12 protein-coding genes are annotated in these 19,211 nt (G+C 47.7%); all 12 read right to left on the minus strand.

Going from position 1 to position 19,211, the window contains the following annotated elements; translation table 11 throughout:
* Positions 1-116: 116 nt before the first annotated feature.
* Positions 117-2,471, minus strand: a complete 2,355-nt coding sequence (pcrA, locus tag MHI48_RS27325) for a DNA helicase PcrA (RefSeq protein WP_036612363.1) — start codon at positions 2,469-2,471, stop codon at positions 117-119.
* A 356-nt stretch (positions 2,472-2,827) separates the two neighbouring features.
* The gene (locus tag MHI48_RS27330) at positions 2,828-3,523 is read right to left on the minus strand and encodes a heptaprenylglyceryl phosphate synthase (RefSeq protein WP_036612366.1); all 696 of its coding nucleotides are present in this window, start codon (positions 3,521-3,523) and stop codon (positions 2,828-2,830) included.
* 115 nt (positions 3,524-3,638) lie between these two features.
* Positions 3,639-4,514: a phosphatidylinositol-specific phospholipase C/glycerophosphodiester phosphodiesterase family protein gene (locus tag MHI48_RS27335; protein ID WP_076328773.1), complete on the minus strand. Its 876-nt coding sequence runs from the start codon at positions 4,512-4,514 to the stop codon at positions 3,639-3,641.
* Between the two features lie 134 nt (positions 4,515-4,648).
* On the minus strand, positions 4,649-5,530 hold the full coding sequence (gene rfbD, locus MHI48_RS27340) for a dTDP-4-dehydrorhamnose reductase (RefSeq protein ID WP_340018602.1): 882 nt from the start codon (positions 5,528-5,530) through the stop codon (positions 4,649-4,651).
* Positions 5,527-6,552 carry a dTDP-glucose 4,6-dehydratase gene (gene rfbB, locus MHI48_RS27345; protein WP_036667707.1) on the minus strand — a complete coding sequence of 342 codons (1,026 nt, stop codon included), beginning with the start codon at positions 6,550-6,552 and terminating at the stop codon, positions 5,527-5,529. Before rfbB ends, rfbD begins: the two co-directional genes overlap by 4 nt.
* Positions 6,553-6,606: 54 nt before the next feature.
* Positions 6,607-7,155, minus strand: a complete 549-nt coding sequence (gene rfbC / locus MHI48_RS27350; protein WP_340018603.1) for a dTDP-4-dehydrorhamnose 3,5-epimerase — start codon at positions 7,153-7,155, stop codon at positions 6,607-6,609.
* 181 nt (positions 7,156-7,336) lie between these two features.
* Positions 7,337-8,215 (minus strand): UTP--glucose-1-phosphate uridylyltransferase GalU, encoded by an 879-nt coding sequence (gene galU / locus MHI48_RS27355; RefSeq protein ID WP_076209856.1) that lies wholly within the window; start codon positions 8,213-8,215, stop codon positions 7,337-7,339.
* A 295-nt stretch (positions 8,216-8,510) separates the two neighbouring features.
* Positions 8,511-12,161 carry an SNF2 helicase associated domain-containing protein gene (locus MHI48_RS27360; RefSeq protein WP_405142277.1) on the minus strand — a complete coding sequence of 1,217 codons (3,651 nt, stop codon included), beginning with the start codon at positions 12,159-12,161 and terminating at the stop codon, positions 8,511-8,513.
* Positions 12,162-12,265: 104 nt separating this feature from the next.
* Positions 12,266-14,779: a U32 family peptidase gene (locus MHI48_RS27365; protein WP_017692029.1), complete on the minus strand. Its 2,514-nt coding sequence runs from the start codon at positions 14,777-14,779 to the stop codon at positions 12,266-12,268.
* A gap of 500 nt (positions 14,780-15,279) precedes the next feature.
* Entirely contained in the window at positions 15,280-17,232 is a 1,953-nt protein-coding gene (locus tag MHI48_RS27370; protein ID WP_405142279.1) for a stalk domain-containing protein, read from the minus strand.
* Positions 17,219-18,388 (minus strand): S1C family serine protease, encoded by a 1,170-nt coding sequence (locus MHI48_RS27375; protein WP_405142281.1) that lies wholly within the window; start codon positions 18,386-18,388, stop codon positions 17,219-17,221. The genes MHI48_RS27370 and MHI48_RS27375 overlap by 14 nt, the downstream gene beginning before the upstream one ends.
* Positions 18,389-18,667: 279 nt before the next feature.
* Positions 18,668-18,880: a hypothetical protein gene (locus MHI48_RS27380; RefSeq protein WP_017692026.1), complete on the minus strand. Its 213-nt coding sequence runs from the start codon at positions 18,878-18,880 to the stop codon at positions 18,668-18,670.
* Between the last annotated feature and the right edge of the window lie 331 nt (positions 18,881-19,211).

Here is a 19,211-nt window from a genome sequence, read left to right on the forward strand (position 1 = left end):
CCCCGGATTTCTTTTAATCCATTTTAAAAGGTGGAAATCCGGGGATAAAGGCGAACGCTATGCTTCTTCAAGTTATTTCTGCTCTCTCTGTTATCGTGCAAAAGGAGGTTTCGTTCTTATTCTACTTTCGTAATTGGGGCAAATCCGGCAAGCAAACGTTTCACACCCACCGGAGCCGGGAAGGCAATCTGCAGTTCGGTATCATTACCTGTCCCTTTGACCGCAACAATGGTGCCTGTCCCCCATTTGCCATGCTGCACTTTATCTCCTGCCTTGAATCCTGCTTCACCATCAGAAGCTACCGGCTTGGAAGCAGAGGATGGCGTAGAATATGTTGGGCGGGAGACACTTGTGGTCACACGCGAAGTTGGCGTGGATGAGGTAGCAGATGAACCGCTTTTACTTTGGTGATCGAACAGCTTGGTGCCACCACCGAAGTTACTTCCTCCACTAGAGCCTAACCCACGTCCACCATATGAGCCTCCTCCGCTACTGCCACGGCGGTAACGATCACGAGCCATGGAGGTGTCTTCCTTCAGCTCATCCGGAATTTCATCCAGGAAGCGGGAAGGCGGGTTCGCTGTTGTACGTCCAAACAACGTCCGCATCTGTGCACAAGACAGGAAAAGTTGCTCTTCCGCACGGGTGATCCCTACATAAGCAAGTCGGCGTTCTTCCTCCAGCTCTTCATTGTCCATAAAGGCACGGCTATGCGGGAAGACTCCTTCCTCCATACCTACGATAAAGACAACCGGGAACTCCAGACCTTTGGCGCTGTGCATGGTCATCAGGGTAACCGCGTCGCTCTGATCCTCTTCATCATCGTTCATGCTGTCGATGTCAGCAATCAATGCAAGATCGGTGAGGAACGACACGAGCGTTTTATCTTCATTATTTTTCTCAAATTCCATCGTTACCGACAGGAACTCTTCAATGTTCTCCAGCCGTGCACGGGATTCGAGTGTGTTTTCATTTTGCATCTCAAGACGGTATTGGCTCATCTCAAGAATCTTCTCGGTCAATTCAGTTACAGACAGATACTCTACCATCTGATGCAACGCAGCGATCATGTCATAGAACTCCACCAGCGCATTCCGCGTACGACCAGCAAAACCAAGATCATCTACGACCTGAAGTACACGGAAAATAGAAATTCCACGCTCTCCTGCCGCAGCCGCGAGCTTCGCTACTGTTGTATCACCAATGCTACGTTTCGGTACATTAATGATCCGGGTAAGACTGATATCATCGTCGGGGTTGGATAACAGGCGCAGATACGCCAGAATGTCCTTGATCTCTTTACGATCATAGAACTTGATGCCGCCGACAATCTGATACGGAATATCAGACTTGATCAGAATTTCCTCTATAACCCGGGACTGAGCGTTGGTACGGTACAAAATGGCATGGTTCTGATAGGATTTGCCGTTCTTCACATTTTTACTAATCTCAGAGGTAACAAAATACCCCTCATCATGCTCGGAATCCGCACGGTACACCTTGATCTTCGAACCACCCTCTTTGTCCGTCCACAGTTTCTTCGGTTTACGCCCTGTATTCAGGCCGATCACTTCATTCGCTGCATTCAGGATATTGGAAGTTGAACGATAGTTCTGCTCCAGCAAAATCGTACTTGCTTCAGGGTAATCTTTCTCAAAGTTCAGGATATTGCTGATATCCGCCCCACGCCAGCGATAGATCGACTGGTCACTATCCCCTACAACGCAGATGTGATGGTGACTGTCAGCGAGCATGCGGCACAGCATGTACTGTGCACGGTTCGTATCCTGATACTCGTCCACGTGAATGTATTGGAATTTCTTTTGGTAAAAGTCGAGGACTTCCGGCACTTCTTTGAACAGTTGAATGGTCTGCATAATGAGATCGTCGAAATCAAGTGAGTTGTTGGCTCTTAACTTTTTCTGATACATCTTATATACCTTCGCCACAATACCCTCGAAATAGTCTCCCGACTGCTTCTCATATTGCTCCGGACTGATCAGTTCATTCTTGGCCGTGCTCATCATGGATTGAACTGCTTTGGGCTCGAATTTCTTGGTATCGATATTCTGATCTTTCATACAGCTACGAATTACAGATAATTGGTCCGATGAGTCCAAAATACTGAAGTTGGAGGTAAAGCCAATACGTTCAATGTCACGGCGCAAAATACGCACGCACATGGAGTGGAACGTGGATACCCATATGTCGCGGCCCTGAGATCCACCTACGAGTTGGGATACACGGTCTTGCATCTCACGGGCGGCTTTGTTCGTAAATGTAATCGCTAAAATGCCCCACGGGGGCGCTTTCCGTGTTGCAATGAGGTAGGCAATCCGGTGTGTCAGCACCCGCGTCTTGCCGGAGCCGGCTCCGGCCATAATCAGCAGCGGGCCATCCGTCGCCTCGACGGCTTGCCGTTGAGGGGTGTTAAGTCGTGCAACGGCATCATGTATATTTACAGGTTGCATGCATGCATGCTCCTTTCGTTGGTTGGTCTATAAAGCAAAATTAATAGGTTACACTTGCCACTCCGATGACAGAATAATCTTCCGATCGCTGTTATTCCCGGATTTTTCATCTACTTTTTCAAAGGTAAAAATCCGGTAATAAAGGCGAACGCTCCGCTTCTCCAGCTTATTTCTGTCCTCTTCGTTCTCGTGTAAAAATTAGTTTAGCTTATATTTAAAGGTAGTAAAAATACAAGAGAGAACACTTCGTTTCTGTGTAAACCTTACTCTTGTATACGAATTGCTTAATTAGTAAGGGCAAAGTTCTATTTTAACAGATCATAAGGGGAAAATGGGGGAATGGTAAACTAAACCGATTAAATGGTTCCTTTTACAGCCAAAACCGTCTCAAGTGCCTTAGTTAAATCGCTGTACACAATGTTACCTACCACGACAGTATCTGCCACTTGGGCAGCTTGCGCGGCTTTCTCCGAATCATCAATTCCGCCGCCGTAGATAAGGTGTGCCCGATCCAATTGTCTGTGTGTCTCACCAACAAGCTCCATATCTCCGAACGTTCCGCTGTACTCCATGTACACGATTGGAAGATTGAGCAGACGCTCCGCAGCCTGGGCATATGCCACCGCAGCTCCTGTCGTCAGATCCGTATCTGCGCCAGTCAACCGAGCTACCGTGGAGTTTGCATTGAGCACAATATAACCCTCGGCAATAAGTAGATCCCACGGGATGAGATAACCATAACGCTCTATCGCTTGCTGGTGGTGCCCAATCATCCATTTGCTGTCCGTTGCATTCAAGACCATCGGGATCAAATATCCGTCAAACCCGGGAACAACAGCCTCCAGATCGGATACTTCAAGCACACATGGCAACTCATAACGACGCACACGGGACATCAGGTCTACCGTGTTATCATAGGTAATCCCCGAAGATCCGCCAACGATAATTGCATCGGTCCCCGACATACAGACCAGATCGAGTTCTTCGTCCGTAATTTCCCGGTCTGGGTCAAGCTTAAATACATGTCTCCACTGCTTAATCATGTCTATCAACGAACATTCCTCCAGAGGTTCTTCTGCATCCTAGAAAGCTTGTAAACTAAGTCTAAGTCAGCAGGCAGCGAGTGTCAATGTTCGTATAAAAAGGGGAACAGAAAAAAATGTATTTTTACGGTTTCCAGGCAAAACGTGTATTCATTTCATCCAACTCCTGCTCCGTCAGCACGTCAGAGTATACCCCGTACACGCCCCATTTCTCATAGTTAGCCACCTGTTCAGTGTCGTTGATGGTGTGCACGTAGGTGACAGAACCTGCACTATTCAGCTTGGCGACGAAATTCTGGTTTACTTTATATTCCGGCATAGTCACGGCATCAATATCATTCTTTTGTACAAAATCAACAACCTGAGCTTCTGTATCCTGTGTGGCATATAACGTATAGATAATGGAAGGGAATGCATAGACTTCTTTCACCGTTTCGAGCATCGGTTCGTTATAAATCTGTACAACCACCCGATCCAGCACGGAGGGATCATGTTCTTTAGCTGCATCCACCAGGGACTGTAACACCTGCTGAATATCCTCATCCTTCTGTTCCTTGGTGTCGGTTACGATATACATATCCGGATACTCGGCCAGTACATCTATAATGCCATCAGCATCCATGGGTTGATACATGCCTAAAATAGGCGTATTCATAAATTCATCATGTGTCAGTGCCCCGGCTTGTCTATCCTCCGGAAGCTGTTCGTCCTGTCCTAGCATTTTGCTCATATTAGCGGTCCATTCATGTCTGGCTACGGCTTTGCGATCCGAGGTTAACATAAAGTCGATCTCAAATACACGTGTGCCTTTCTCGTAATTGGCAATCATCGCTTCATAGGCGTTGGTATATGGTTGATCACGAATGCTGCCCATCGCATGGGCGATTAATCTATAGGCGGTAAATCCGTCCCGTTGTTCCTCACTCTCGCTTTCATAGGCGAAAAAGAGTGTGCCCACGGTAACGATCAGTAGTATTAACACGGCGGCAATGCGTTTCATATCACATTCACATCCTCAGTACCTTTTTGTTAGCTAACTACCCGAATTGATGAGGTGTAAAACAAAATAGCCGCCCGAGGCGGCTGTTAAATGGTGGGTGTAGTTTGGGAATAAAGCACGGACCCTCCACATGCTCAGTCCTTTTGCTGTACACTCAACTCTTTCAAAAACGCAATCAGCGCCTCACGCCAAGGTCTCAGAGGTTCCAGAACGTTCGTTCGAATTGCCAAATGATCCATGACCGAGTATGCAGGACGGGGGGCTGGACGCGGAAACTGATCGGTTGTGCATGGCGTAAGTTCGGCTGTCGGCTCGAGCCCACTCTGCTTATTGGCTTCTTCTTTTATTGCCTCTGCAAACTCGTACCATGTGCAAGTTCCTGAATTGGAGGCATGATAGATACCATATTTTTCACTTATGGAAAGGATATGAATGAATCGGGCAAGATCGACCGTATAGGTTGGCGAACCTTGTTGGTCATGAACAACTTGCAGTTGTGGACGTTTTTCCATAAGTTCCAGCATGGTTTTGACAAAATTACTGCCATACACGCCAAACACCCATGATGTTCGAATGATAAACCATTGCGTACACAAACTTTGAACCAGCCGTTCCCCAGCAAGCTTCGACTTGCCATATACACTCTGCGGATTCGTTACATCGTACTCGCGGTAAGGTGTACTCCCGCTCCCATCAAATACATAATCAGTACTGATATATACCAATTTTGCTTTCACTTTCTCGGCGGCAACCGCGATATTTCTAGTACCTGATGCATTAATTGCGTATGCTGTATCCTCATCTACCTCAGCCTGATCGACCGCCGTGTAAGCAGCGCAGTGAATAATGATGTGAGGCCGGAACGTTGTAATCATATCTGTGCACTGCTGTTGATCGGTAATATCCATCTGGTTTTTGTCACAGGCCAATACCTGATGACCCTCTGCTTGAAAGGTCTTCACCACATCATAACCCAGCTGTCCTGCCGCGCCAGTCACCATAACTCTATAGTTCATTTGGACGAATCACCCATCCGCTTACCGTACTGAAGCTGAACATAGTCCTGATATGTGCCTGATTGAATTCTCGTCCACCAATCTTGATGTTTCAGATACCACTCGATCGTCTCCTTGATCCCTGTCTCAAAATTGTGTGCAGGTTGCCATCCGAGCTCTGTACGTATCTTGGTAGGATCTATACCATAACGTCGGTCATGTCCCAATCGATCCTGTACATATTGAATCAGACTCGCCGGTTTACCCAGTTGTTCCAACACGCTCTCCACAATATATATATTAGTACGTTCATTATTACCACCAATGTTGTATACCTCTCCAGATTGTCCATTATGAATCACCAGATCAATCGCGCTGCAGTGATCCTCGACATAAAGCCAGTCACGAATATTGAGGCCGTCACCATATACTGGAATGGCTTCATCATTTAATGCACGGGATATAATCAGCGGAATCAGTTTCTCAGGGAATTGAAAAGGCCCGTAGTTATTGGAGCAACGTGTAATATTTACAGGCAGTCCAAAGGTTTCATGATAGGCTCTTACGAGCAGATCCCCGCCAGCTTTACTTGCAGAGTAAGGACTGTTTGGCATCAGAGGTGTATCTTCAGTAAATAACCCTGTTGCACCCAATGATCCATATACCTCATCCGTCGATACCTGAACAAATTTGGTGACTTGATACTTCTTTGCCGCATCCAGCAGAACCTGAGTACCCATCACATTGGTACGCACAAAGATATCCGGGGACAAAATACTTCGATCCACATGAGACTCGGCAGCGAAATTCACAACCACATCGATGCCTTGAGAAAAAACAGCTTCCATCTGCTGTACATCTGCAATATCTGCCTTGATGAAGGTATATCGGGGATTGGACTCTACCGTATGCAAGTTCTCCAAGTTCCCTGCATACGTTAATGCATCCACATTGATAATTTCATAACTCGGATGTTCACGAAGCATATATAACACAAAGTTGCTGCCGATAAATCCGGCCCCACCCGTAACCAGTAGTTTCATGCTGTCTCTCTCCCTCTGCCTCCAGATACAGAAGTATCTGAAAAGTCTGATTAATTAGTCGAAATTCAGTTCAGCATCTTTCAGTAAAGGATGCTTCTGATCCTTCTCCGATAATATAGGTTTCGTCACAGGCCAATCAATGGCGAGCGCCGGATCGTTCCACAGAATTCCACGATCATGTTCAGGCGAATAATAGGCATCTACCTTATAAGTTACCCGGCAATTAGGCACCAAGGTACAAAATCCATGAGCAAATCCTTGAGGAACAAGCAGTTGCCGCTGGTTGTACTCACTTAGAATGACACTTTTCCATCGGCCAAAAGTAGGGGATGAGGTGCGGACATCCACAATCACATCATATATAGCCCCAGATATAACCCTAACCAATTTAGTCTGTGCTTTGGGCTGAAGTTGATAATGAAGCCCACGCAGAACACCTGCTTCAGCCGACAAGGATTGATTGTCCTGAATAAAGACGTGCTGTATCCCCTGTTCACGCAGAACCTGCTCATTATAACTCTCCATAAAATATCCACGGTGATCACCATAAACCTTGGGTTCCAATATGGCAGCGCCATCCATAAACAGCGGAAGTACCTTCATGACATCCCTCCGTTTTGCTGTTGACATCATTTCTTCATATTGACTATGTATATGTAAAGTGTCGGGTATGTGTTTGTTCATTGGCCTGTATAACCCTCATATTTACTCTTCCATAAAATAAATTAAAGCCCAGCCGCGATATCATTCTTCGGCTGGACTTCAAGGGCATGCGGAAAACCATTTATTGATCCTTTACGACCTGTTCCAAATACTTTAAGAGATCTTTCCGTAGATCCGGGCGTTGCAATGCGTAGTGAATAGATGTCTCAATAAAGCCCAACTTCTCACCAACATCATGACGCAGTCCGTCAAAATGATATGCGAGAATCTGCCGCTGTTCATTCAATCGGGACAAGGCATCCGTGAGCTGGATTTCTCCCCCGACACCAGCAGATTGTTGACCTAGTATCTCAAAGATATCCGGTGTAAGAATATAACGTCCCATAATAGCAAGGTTCGAAGGGGAATCTTCGGTCTTTGGTTTCTCAATTAAGCGGCGGGCCCGAAAAACACGATCATCGGTAGGAGTCAGCAATTCTCCGTCTACAATCCCGTAGCGGGATACCTCGCTCCAATCAACAGGCTGTACACCAACAATCGGAGATTGCAGTTCATCATAGACATCGATCATCTGCTTCAGGCAGGGATGTTCCGCTTCCACAATATCATCCCCTAACAGGACGGCAAAAGGCTCGTTGCCGATAAACTTGCGGGCACACCAAATGGCGTGACCAAGTCCCTTCGGTTCCTTTTGACGGATATAATGAATATCTGCCATCTCGGAGGGTTTGCGTACTTCGTTAAGCAAGTCCCACTTCTGTTTATCCGCCAGATTCTGCTCCAGCTCAAAAGAATAATCGAAGTGATCTTCAATGGCCCGTTTCCCTTTACCTGTCACAATAATGATATCTTCAATGCCTGAAGCTACGGCTTCTTCAATAATGTACTGAATCGTTGGCTTGTCCACGATGGGCAGCATTTCCTTAGGCATCGCCTTGGTGGCAGGCAGAAACCGGGTACCCAGCCCTGCGGCTGGAATAATCGCTTTGCGAATACGCACACGAACCCACTCCTTTTGCTAGATAAGTTGAACTGAAAATTATTTACACTGACACTACGATGACAGAACAACCTTCCAATCGCTGTTATCCCCAGATTTTTTTATTCCCTTTTTTAAAGGGGAAAATCCGGGGATAGCGTATGCTTCCGATGCAGCTTTCTTTCAGAAAGCTTTTAGGCGAACGCTTCGCTTTTTCAGGTTATTTCTGTCCTCTCCGTTATCATGTAAATGATTAGTCCATCTTGTATAGATTCATATATTTAATGATTCTTATTGCTAGGATGCTTGGACTTCATTATACCATCAACAATTCGCGGATATCCTGTTCGGATAAGGTCGTCGATCCCCCGTCTCCCGGTTCGATTACTTCGGCAATCAAGTCCTTCTTGCGCTGCTGGAGTTCCAAAATCTTCTCTTCGATCGTACCCTCGGTAACCAAGCGGATGACTTGCACCACTTGTTTCTGTCCCATGCGATGGGCACGGCCAATTGCCTGTTCTTCCACGGCAGGATTCCACCACAGATCATATAATATAACGGTATCTGCCCCTGTTAAGTTTAATCCGGTACCTCCAGCTTTCAGGGAGATTAAGAACAGTTCAGCTTCGCCCTCATTAAATCTGTGACACATCTCGACCCGGCTCTGAGCAGGGGTCTGACCATCGAGGTAAAATAGGTTTCTTCCCTGTGCTGCAAGGGTCTGACGAATCAGGTTCAACATGCTCGCAAATTGGGAGAAGATGAGGATTCGTTTGCCTGAAGCCAAACAATCCTCGACCGTTTCTAGCAACTGTTCCATTTTCCCGGAATCTCCTTGATATCCTTCCACAAAGAGGGCCGGATGACAACACAACTGACGCAAGCGCGTGATGCCAGCCAAAATTTTGATGCGATTCTTCTGGAATCCGTTATCCTCCATGTCCTTCGATGCTTCATCCTGAAGCTGGGAAAGGTATGCGGCGTACAGTTTCTTCTGTTCAACCGTAAGCTCTGACCGCTGTACCGTTTCAATTCGATCAGGTAATTCTTCCAACACATCCTTCTTCAGACGGCGCAGAATAAACGGACGGACCATCCGCGAGATCCGTTCCGGAGGAAGGTCGCGGAATCTTCTGTAACTTGGAAACAATCCAGGGAATACCGCTTCAAAAATGGACCACAATTCATCCAGTGAGTTCTCTACAGGCGTTCCTGTGAGTGCAAAACGACGCGGAGCCTGAATTTGTTTCACTGCCTGCGCGGTTTGAGAAGAAGCATTTTTGATTGCCTGAGCTTCATCCAAAATGAGCGTATGGAAGGTTCGGCCGAGATAGCTGTCCAAATCCCGTCGCAACAGAGGATACGACGTCACAATTACATCTGCCTCATCCATGCCTGAAAGCATGCTGGCTCGTTCTTCTTTCTGACCTGCGGCAATCAGTACGTTCAGATGCGGGGCGAACCGCGCAAACTCATTGGCCCAGTTATAGGTTAGCGAGGCAGGCGCCACGACAAGTACCGGAGGGTGAATGACCCTCGTTCGGATTGTCAGTCCATCCTGCTGCATCGTGGACCATAAACCATCCGTATTCACTGAAGCCATCTTATCCAATGGGAGCCCAGTTTTGGGATCGATGTCGGAAGTCGTCAACGTTTCACCGCCCCGTAATGATCCGCTCTCCCGGTATTTATCAACGCCCGTATTGTCCATATTGTAGTCGGGATTCTCCTGAAGCACTGCTGTGATATACGCGATGCTTTGCAACGTTTTGCCAAGTCCCATATCATCCGCAAGAATGCCGCCAAAACGATAATAAGCGAGGGTACGCAGCCACTGGTATCCGCTGTTCTGATAATCCCGCAGGATGGGGGTCAGTGATCCCGGCAATGCAAAATCCATCCTTTCGGGATCTCTGAGATCATCGAGGAAACGTTTCAGAGAGCCTCCCCACTTCACATGACCGGAAACTTCGTCCCTGCCTGGCAATTGTAACGCCCGAACAGCTGGCAGCCGGATATGGCTACTCTTGATGTCATCTGCTCCCAGCCCAAGTGAATCGGCCATGTGAGCGAAGCTATCTGCACCTTCATTTTCAAGTGAAAGAAAGACACCGCTCTTGAGACGGAAATACGGTTTCTTTTCCACAATGCGACGCATGAGTTCCTGAAGCTCCTGCTCGTCCACACCTTCCATCTCAAATGAAATCTCCAGCCAGTCCAATCCTCTTCCCAAATCTGCCCGTACTTTCGGCGGTGTTGGATAGGATTGCACCATCGCCTTCACGGCGTTTGGCATATAGATATCTACCTGTTTCTCAAGCTCAGGCAACAGATGATACATTACATCATATATTGCATCTTCCCGTTCGCTCGCCCAAACACTACCATCCCTTTCGAGAAAGGATCGATCAAGCCGTTCAATCAGATTCCGCTCTTTGTATCGATCACGCACCAAAATAACCTTTTTCTCTTCTTCATCTATTAAATACTCGGCAAGCGGATTAATAACCATGACCTCATAGTCGAATTCCAGACGCGCTGTAATACGTTCACGAGAGAAGTCAATGTACAGCTTCGGTGAAAGTTCCGGTTCCGCGATCTGTTCACGCACCTGCGAATCAATGGACAGATGTCCAAGCGTACGCAGTTCTGGCACGACATGCTGTACGAATTCATCCACCTGCTGAGTCGAAATATCGATGCTTTCCTTGATTCCATACGACGTGAGCGCCCCACTCAAGTCCTCCAGACTTCGCATCTGCATCGGCTCCAACATATGCAACTGTCCTTCCACCACGGCGGCATCATAAGCAGGAAGAAGAATCAGCTCACGCAGTCCCGAAATTTCAAGCTGATACCCTTCATTCGCTCCCTGGGCGATCCGGTAAAATAAAGGAAGTACCCCTTCCCCTAGTGTGAGTGGCCCATTGGCAAATCCCGTGCCCTCCATCCGACTGTCCGCCTGTAGTAGTAATTCCAGCAATGGCTTCCATACGAGCGGAGCAATCAGTATATCCCGTCCGTCCGAAGCTCCCAGATAACCGGAGATGGATTGGCGATAGGCCTCCTCACTCTGTCTCATTCGAATAAGCATCGAGAGAATGGCCTGATCCTGCGGAGTGAAAACATGCATCAATGGATCATAGTGAAACAGCTTGGTAAATGACATGGGCTCGCCCTTCTCGATACAGTTCAGGAATTGCTTCACTTTCTGCACCACATACAGACGTTTGTTACCTACTTTCAATTCAAGAGCAAGTTTCCCACCACCCTTGTGAACCTGTGTCAGCTTACATATAAACTGAACCTGCAATTCTTCCCGCAGGGAGGAACGGCTGACAGGGGCAGTGTATTTACGATCATTTCCATGCAGCGGTCTCCGATCCTTGGCAAACATGGACAGAATCTGATCCGCCGTACGGTAAGAAGGTTTATCTGCCGAGCGGCCCCACCCCGAAGCTGAGCTTGGACGACCTGCTTGGGCAAAGTGAACGGGCGGACGCTCTGGGGCATCATTCAGTTGCTCTCGTTGTGAAGCGGACTGTGGTCGCTCCCATATGCTTTCTTCGACCAACGTCCCAACCCTGGACTTGGAACCTGAGCTGGAACTGGTATTGGCTCCTTGGCCTGGAGCAGGTTGAGGAGGCTTCCCCGAAGCAATCGTGGCATTACGCTCCTGCTGCTCACCCCATTCGTGAATAGCCAACAGGACAGCAGCGACATGTTTGCAATAGTCATAATGCCTGCCGTCACCCGGACAACTGCAACCTGCCACAACCTCACCTGATCCATCTATATCCACCGTCACCTGATAACGCTCCGATCCACGTACCTGTGCTTCATAATGAAGCTGATTCTCACTGACCACCAGATTGGTCACCCTGCCAGATTGGTTATAATCTTCTCCGCGCTTGAATGCCGTGACCCCGCACAGCAATTTGATATCCATAATTGTGAATGGCGCCACGCTTCTTCGCCTCCTGTATCATGATGTAAAAAAACCCCAAGAGCTCCTTGAAGCAGAGATTGGGGTTCCTTCATGCTTGTAACTGTTGTAGTACCATACAAACGTTATTTCACCAATTGACCACGTGTAACGCCCAGTTGGTTCGTTGCTTTGAGTGTTTTCCAAACTTGTGTACCACTGATCTCGCCGCGCAGTGCGCGGTTGTATAGATCGATAACTTCGCGTACCTGCTCAGGTGTCTCTTCCAGGAACTCCACACGGTAACGGGATACACCCAGATCCATAAAGTTGGTCAGATACTCGGCACCTGACTGTTCCACTGCATTGTATACCGTATTACGGCAACCTTCATCCACACGTACCGGGTGGGACATACCGATCCGGTCTTGCAGTGATGCACGCTGTTCCTCACAAGGACGGCCACAGTTCGTAAAGTCCGTTCCTTCACTCATGAACGTACAATACACACAGTGCTCGGTGTGGAACATCGGCAGATGCTGGTGGATAACCACTTCGGTTTGACTTGTACGAGAGTGGCCCAGCAAATCAACCATTTGTTGAATGTTCAGGTCATAGGATGGCGTGATCCAGTCACATCCTGCTTCCAGGAACAATTCAACTGCTTTGTGATTGGCGATGTTCAATGAGAAGTCGCCGATCAATTCCGGGTGCTTCGCATCCGGGTTCTCCATCCGGTGACGCAGGTAGAAGTACAGTGCGCCTGTATTACGTACCAATACCGCATCCGGCTTCAGACGCAAGATGTTGTTATGATATCCGTTCTCCCCAGGCATGTGAATACGCGGTGTTGCCAGCGCGATCTTGCGACCAGCGGCATGCACAGCTTCCACGGCTGCCGGGAACTGCTTGATAAACTCGAAGTCGGCATAGATCATGCCGATACCCGCTTCAATCGCTGCCTCCACTTGTGGCAGGCTGCGGCAGAGTGCGGTCAGTTCTGCTTGACCGCGAGCGACTGGCGATGCCGGTTTAACCGAATCGCCGTACACATCTACCGCTCGTTTCACGTAGACGGGTGGTTTAGGACGCTCGCCCGCGAGTTGTTCTACCGCCTGACGGCGAATGTTATTCAACTCACGCATTGGGATGATGACGTCACCGTGCAGGTTGACGTCCATTCCTTCCAGTTGGAACACTGTGCCTCCCAGACGTCCGAACTGCTCTTCGAGCAATTCATGTGTCATTGGACGCTTCTGCGCGATGTCCAGTTCCATCTCGGAATCAATGCGGACGGTCGTGCCTTTCTGTACGTCTGTCCACCATGTGCTAAGCGGCTGCCCCGGGCTGCCGATGACCTTCACCTTCACCGGGAATACACGGTACGGCTTCTCGGTCTCGAAGCTTTGACGCAGACGTTTATCCAGCGCCGGGTCATTTGTTTTCCACACTTTGTCGCCAACTTTCACGCGGCGCAGATCTACGTCACTGCGGCCTGGCACAACGTCAACGATCCAGCCCTCTTCGGCTTCGCCTTCGAGTTTTACGCCTTTGCGACGTACATCGTATACACGTCCGCCCTCTTCCTTCTGAGTAGGGTCTCCGGCGTCAAATACAATTCCGTCTCCACGTTTCACGGGTGCATCCAGCTTCAGGACCACACCATCGCGCAACACTTGATCCACACGACCGAGGTAGACACCACGGCTTTTCGGGAACGTTCCATCCACCAGTTCTTTGTTGTTTGTACCACTGAGGAAACCATGCGTGAAGCCACGGGAGAAGCTTTGCTGCAATTCGCGAACTTCTTCCTTGCTTGGCGGTGTGTTATCTCCATCAAAATAACGATCAATCGCTTTACGATATTTGCTTACTACGTTTGCTACGTATTCTGGCGTTTTGAGACGTCCTTCAATTTTGAAAGAAGTTACTCCTGCTTCGATCAGTTCAGGCATCAGATCAATCGCTGCCAGATCCTTCGGAGACAACAGATAAGCCACATCACCCATCGGTTTGTGCACCCCATCCACCATCAGGTCATATGGAAGACGACAAGCTTGTGCGCACTCCCCGCGGTTCGCCGAACGTCCTCCCCACATTTCGGAAGTAAGACACTGCCCCGAGTAGGATACACACAGCGCACCATGAACAAATACTTCCATTGGAAGTTTCGCCTGCTCCCCGATCTTCTGGATCTGCTTCAGGTTGTTCTCCCGTCCCAGAACGACACGTTCCATATCAAACGGCTTCGTAAACTCGACCGCTTCCGGAGACGTAATTGTCATCTGTGTTGAACCGTGAATCGGGAAATCCGGCGAGATCTCGCGGATCATCTTCACCAAACCCAAATCCTGAACAATTACAGCGTCCACACCTGCATCGACACAAGCGTCAATCAGTTCTTTGGCATCCGTCAATTCATTTTCAAAAATCAATATATTAAAGGTCAAAAAACCTTTTACGCCATAACTGTGCAAAAACGCCATTATCTCCGGCAGCTCGTCCATACGGAAATTGTTCGCCCGTGCCCGTGCATTAAACTTTTCGACTCCGAAGAAAATTGCATCTGCGCCATTAGCTACCGCCGAACGCATACAATCCCAGTCACCAGCCGGTGCCAGAAGTTCAACGTCTTCTCTTCGTATTGTTGCTGTTTTCATGTAGATCCTCCCCATAACCGGCTATCCGCCGGATTTCATCCCTATATCCCTAAACGTCTGAACATACTAAGCCTAAGACTGCACCTTATCGGGTACACCTGCATTGTCACGGTATTACAATATCTATCTATTATGTCTGTATTGCCTGAACTCCAAGCTTACAGTCATCCTATTCATCAGATCAGTAGTCATAACTCCTGAACTAGTATAGTGTACCACTTCTGCACCGACTCTTCTACGTTTTCCTGAAAAAACCGTTTACCATTTTCATTTCCATTAAGATTTACACTAGACACTTCGATTGCAGTACCATCTTCCGATCGCTGTTACCCCCAGATTTTTTATTTCCTTTTCTAAAGGGGAAAAATCTGGTGATAAACGCGCACGCTTCGCTTCTTCAGATCGGTTCTGCACTCTTCGTCCCAGTGTAAATATTTAATTTATCTTATACAGAAAACGAATAAGCCGAAAGGTCTTTTGACCCTCCGGCTCCACTACATTTATTTAATAAAAGTAAATGAGTTCACTGCTTTTTCCAAGGCTGCCGCCTGAACTTCTGTCTTGTTGGCATCATTCAGCCCACTTGTGATCGTATAGGTTGTTCCGTCCTTTTCAAACACGATCTGACGACCCGCATATGGCACGCCTTTGTCCAGCTCATGATACGTAAAGGAAAATGCAGGCACACCCGCAAACGTCAGCTCTTCACTGCCAAGCAACTTGAAGTTCTTACGGGTTTTGGTGGCTTCGGCATAGGCTTCTCTCAATTGGCTGACCGTCATCTCGATCGACTTGTCTTCGCTCGCCGCAATGGAGAATTCTCCGCCAGTAAAGGTGTACACCACAGGTGAATATTCGAATCGATCACTATACGGCGTCCAGTAACGCGGAATATCTACACTGTATTTATAACGTTTGGACGTACGTGTAAGTGTCTTCGTTTTGTCTGTCAAATAAGGATCTTCATCCAGCTGACCGAAATTATCGGCAACCGTATCAAAATCAATCTCCACACTCTTCATAATTCGTTCGAACCATGTCCGATCTGCAACCTGCTCCTCAGGGAACGTATACTCTGCATAATATCGATACCCATTCTTCTGCAAAAGAACATCGAACTCGGTCTGCCAGCCCCCGCCAAAGTTATAACGGAATTCATTCACCTCGGCAGTCTCTCCCGAGATATCCATCGTATATGAACCAATTGGCTCGTAACTCTCTGGTGTAAATGTCTCACGCATCCACTTATCCAGTTGGCCGCTCCAGTCTTTTACCGTAGTACCTGCCTTCGCAGATGTGACACGCCATTGCAGATATGCACCATCCTTGGCTTCATAGATCATCTGATTGTTATCCATAGACCAGCCGGCAGGAATCTTCAATTCAATACCATAATCATCGTTCCACGCGGAGCGCATGCCATTATCTACGGTGGACAGATCCTTGATCGTTCGATCCGATTCCGCATAGGTTGGCTGGAATGAATTGAGTAGCGCTGCACGTTTGCCCAGATCTTTATAATTCAGGGCTTCGTAATCCGCGAGGTACACATCATATTGACGACCTTCGCTCAGATACTGACGCATCTCCCATAACATGCCGTCTACATCTTTCACGATAATCCGTGCATAAGGCGTTTTGCCTTTCGACACCGCTTCACGATCCAGCACTGTATCTCCCGATTGTTTGGCCTCCTGGACAAGTTGCTGCAACAAATCATCCGCATCCAGAGCCACATCCTGATCGCTAACATACACTTCAAGATAATAACTGTTGTCCGCAGCGCCAAAAGTCATCATGCGCTCCTGCTCACCGGTCTGGAAAACTATAAGGTCTGCCGGGTAGTTAATGGACCAACCATAAAAACTGTTGCCAATTCTGGTTTTGCCTTCATCCGGATGAAGGCCATCCTCGTCATTCACCGAATCATCGGTTTGCAACAGACGAATGACCATTTCTCCGGAGCTGGTTGGAGCTAGCGTCGCTCCGATACCGGCAGCAACCGGACGAAGTGGAACCATAAGTACACCATTCACCATCTTGGGAGCGGCACCCATCTCATGTTTTACACCATCCACCCAAGCAATTGAACTGCCAATCGTTAGAGTCACGGTGTGCGGGCCTTCCTTGATTTTGACAACATCATTTTTCTCCAACCGGATTTCACTGCCAAATGCTTTCTTGAATACACCGACAGGTACCATCGTTACGCCCTTGACCTTGTACGGTTTGGCTATGGCCTGCTTATCGCCGTTAATGTAGGCGCTCGTGCTGCCCGCTTTGACGCGTAGTTCACTTGTCGTCAGATCAGATGCCCATACAGGCAATGCCGCGCCAATGGTCAGCATCCCGGTTAATACACCTGTGCTTAGCACACGTATCCATGACTTTTTCATTCCGTTCTTTCGTCCTCTCTCCATCCGGGCTGATCGCCGGGCTTTATTGTTCTTCATCTGCAAGGAACGCTTCATCTTCCTCGTCTACGATGTCTGCGCGATCAGCAAGCACCAACGTGCGGGTGACGATATCGCCATCCGATTGCATCAACAGCTTTACCTTTTGCCCAGGCAGATACTTTTTGAGCAACTCATTGATATCCACTACTGAAGAGACACGTGTGCCCGCGACACTGTATAGGACATCGCCCTCTTTGATTTTGGCTTTCTTGGCTTCTGGAGACAATACGCCCGTAATCGTTAAGGGATCATCTGTAGGCAGGCCCACAATCGCAGACCAACTTTCCTCCAGCTGTAGCCCCAGACTTGCACGTTTTATTTTTCCATATTTAAAAAACTGATCGATGATATATTGAACGGTATCCACTGGAATCGAAAACCCCAAACTCTCTACGCCGACCGCAGAAAATTTCATGGAATTGATACCAACCACTTCACCCTTCAGGTTGACCAGCGGTCCTCCGCTATTTCCTGGGTTAATGGCCGTGTCGGTCTGAATCAACCGGTAGGTCGCCTCAACACCACGATTCAAGCCGCTAATTACCCCTACCGTTGCCGAGTTGCGCAAAGAAAAGGAAATCGGCGTACCCAAGGCAATCACCGTTTCTCCAACAGTGGTTTGTGAGGCTTTGGCAAAGCTCGCCGGTTTGAGTGATTTGGCATTGATTTTGATTAGCGCCAGATCACTGAGTGCATCACTGTATGTTTTCGTAATTTTGTATGTATTGCCATCCGTCGTTACGACAACCGGATTCGTTAATCCGTCGACCACATGTGCATTCGTTACAATCCATCCATTGGACCGGATAATGACACCTGTACCATGTGCAAGATTATAACGGTCGTCTGATGTTGCACCGTCCTGCACTTCGGTAGATTTCCCAATAATACCTACGACCGAAGGAGATACCGTTTCGATCACTTTGGGAATGGCTTCACTTCCCTTGTACGTGTACGTTCCTGATTTGGCATCATATTGTCCACTTCCACCAACTGCCTTGAGCAGATCCTTGGTGTTCACATAGACTTGACCGTCTACTACTTTCGCTTGCATCGCCGCTTTGGATTCAGCTGCACCGGCCGTTGCCGCTACACTAATCGAGAGTACAGCAGCCATCAGTATGGCTATCCCCTTTTTACCCAACACGCTCATATTCTCACCTGACCCTCTCTATACATCCTTCTTGCGCGACTCGACATCGGATTCATCGCTGAATCTATTCTCTCTTTCTCTCATCTGCAATTCCGGTATCCCTCAATGTATCATACAGAATCTGGATATACAATTGTTTTAAGTCCTATTTTAGTAGAGAAGATAGAATCCTGTTCAATCGTTTCAGTATAAATGAAAAAAACACCCTCCATGTCTCTCGTGGAAAGTGTTCATCTGTAACTCTTTTGGCTTAAATTACATTTAAATTCTGCGGCATTCCTACTGAGCAAACCAACCCGTTATCATCGCATAGTCTGTCATCAGAAATACCAGTAGGCTGACTACTGCAAATCCGATCGCAAACAGATTTTTCTTCGGTGCCCGAAGAAGCCGAACAACTCCGATGAAAATCAGGATCGTAAATAAGATGACAAAAATATCAAATGCATTAAAATTCGATGTACTCGCCGTGGCAGCTTCTGCAAACAGCATGGATAGACAGACCTCCTTACCATAGTTGAACAGCTAACGCATACCCTAATATCTTCCTCTATGTTATCTGTACCCTGCTTGTAATGCAAGCCCTATCATCCATAAAAATGAAAAAAATCCAATTTGGCTGAATATTCCTGTAACGCTCATCATAATGCATATGTAAACACTTTCACGAAATAGCCTTAGTCCTAGGAAAACACTGTGCATAACTCAAAATGAAAAACCCTTCTTCTCGGAAGCAGAGCACATCAGATCGTAATCCAACGTCTTTACCTTTTCGAAAAGAAGGGCCAATACTGCCACTTCATATTGATATAACTACTGGTTA

The sequence above is a fragment of the Paenibacillus sp. FSL H7-0942 genome (assembly GCF_045040715.1).
GTDB lineage: Bacteria > Bacillota > Bacilli > Paenibacillales > Paenibacillaceae > Paenibacillus > Paenibacillus amylolyticus.

What these genes read in the sequence shown, in the direction of transcription:
- pcrA (WP_036612363.1), bottom strand. Translation starts at nt 2,471, where the DNA reads ATGCAACCTGTAAATATACATGATGCCGTTGCACGACTTAACACCCCT.
- MHI48_RS27335 (WP_076328773.1), bottom strand. Translation starts at nt 4,514, where the DNA reads ATGAAACGCATTGCCGCCGTGTTAATACTACTGATCGTTACCGTGGGC.
- rfbD (WP_340018602.1), bottom strand. Translation starts at nt 5,530, where the DNA reads ATGAACTATAGAGTTATGGTGACTGGCGCGGCAGGACAGCTGGGTTAT.
- rfbB (WP_036667707.1), bottom strand. Translation starts at nt 6,552, where the DNA reads ATGAAACTACTGGTTACGGGTGGGGCCGGATTTATCGGCAGCAACTTT.
- rfbC (WP_340018603.1), bottom strand. Translation starts at nt 7,155, where the DNA reads ATGAAGGTACTTCCGCTGTTTATGGATGGCGCTGCCATATTGGAACCC.
- MHI48_RS27365 (WP_017692029.1), bottom strand. Translation starts at nt 14,779, where the DNA reads ATGAAAACAGCAACAATACGAAGAGAAGACGTTGAACTTCTGGCACCG.
- MHI48_RS27370 (WP_405142279.1), bottom strand. Translation starts at nt 17,232, where the DNA reads ATGAAGAACAATAAAGCCCGGCGATCAGCCCGGATGGAGAGAGGACGA.
- MHI48_RS27375 (WP_405142281.1), bottom strand. Translation starts at nt 18,388, where the DNA reads ATGAGCGTGTTGGGTAAAAAGGGGATAGCCATACTGATGGCTGCTGTA.
- MHI48_RS27380 (WP_017692026.1), bottom strand. Translation starts at nt 18,880, where the DNA reads ATGCTGTTTGCAGAAGCTGCCACGGCGAGTACATCGAATTTTAATGCA.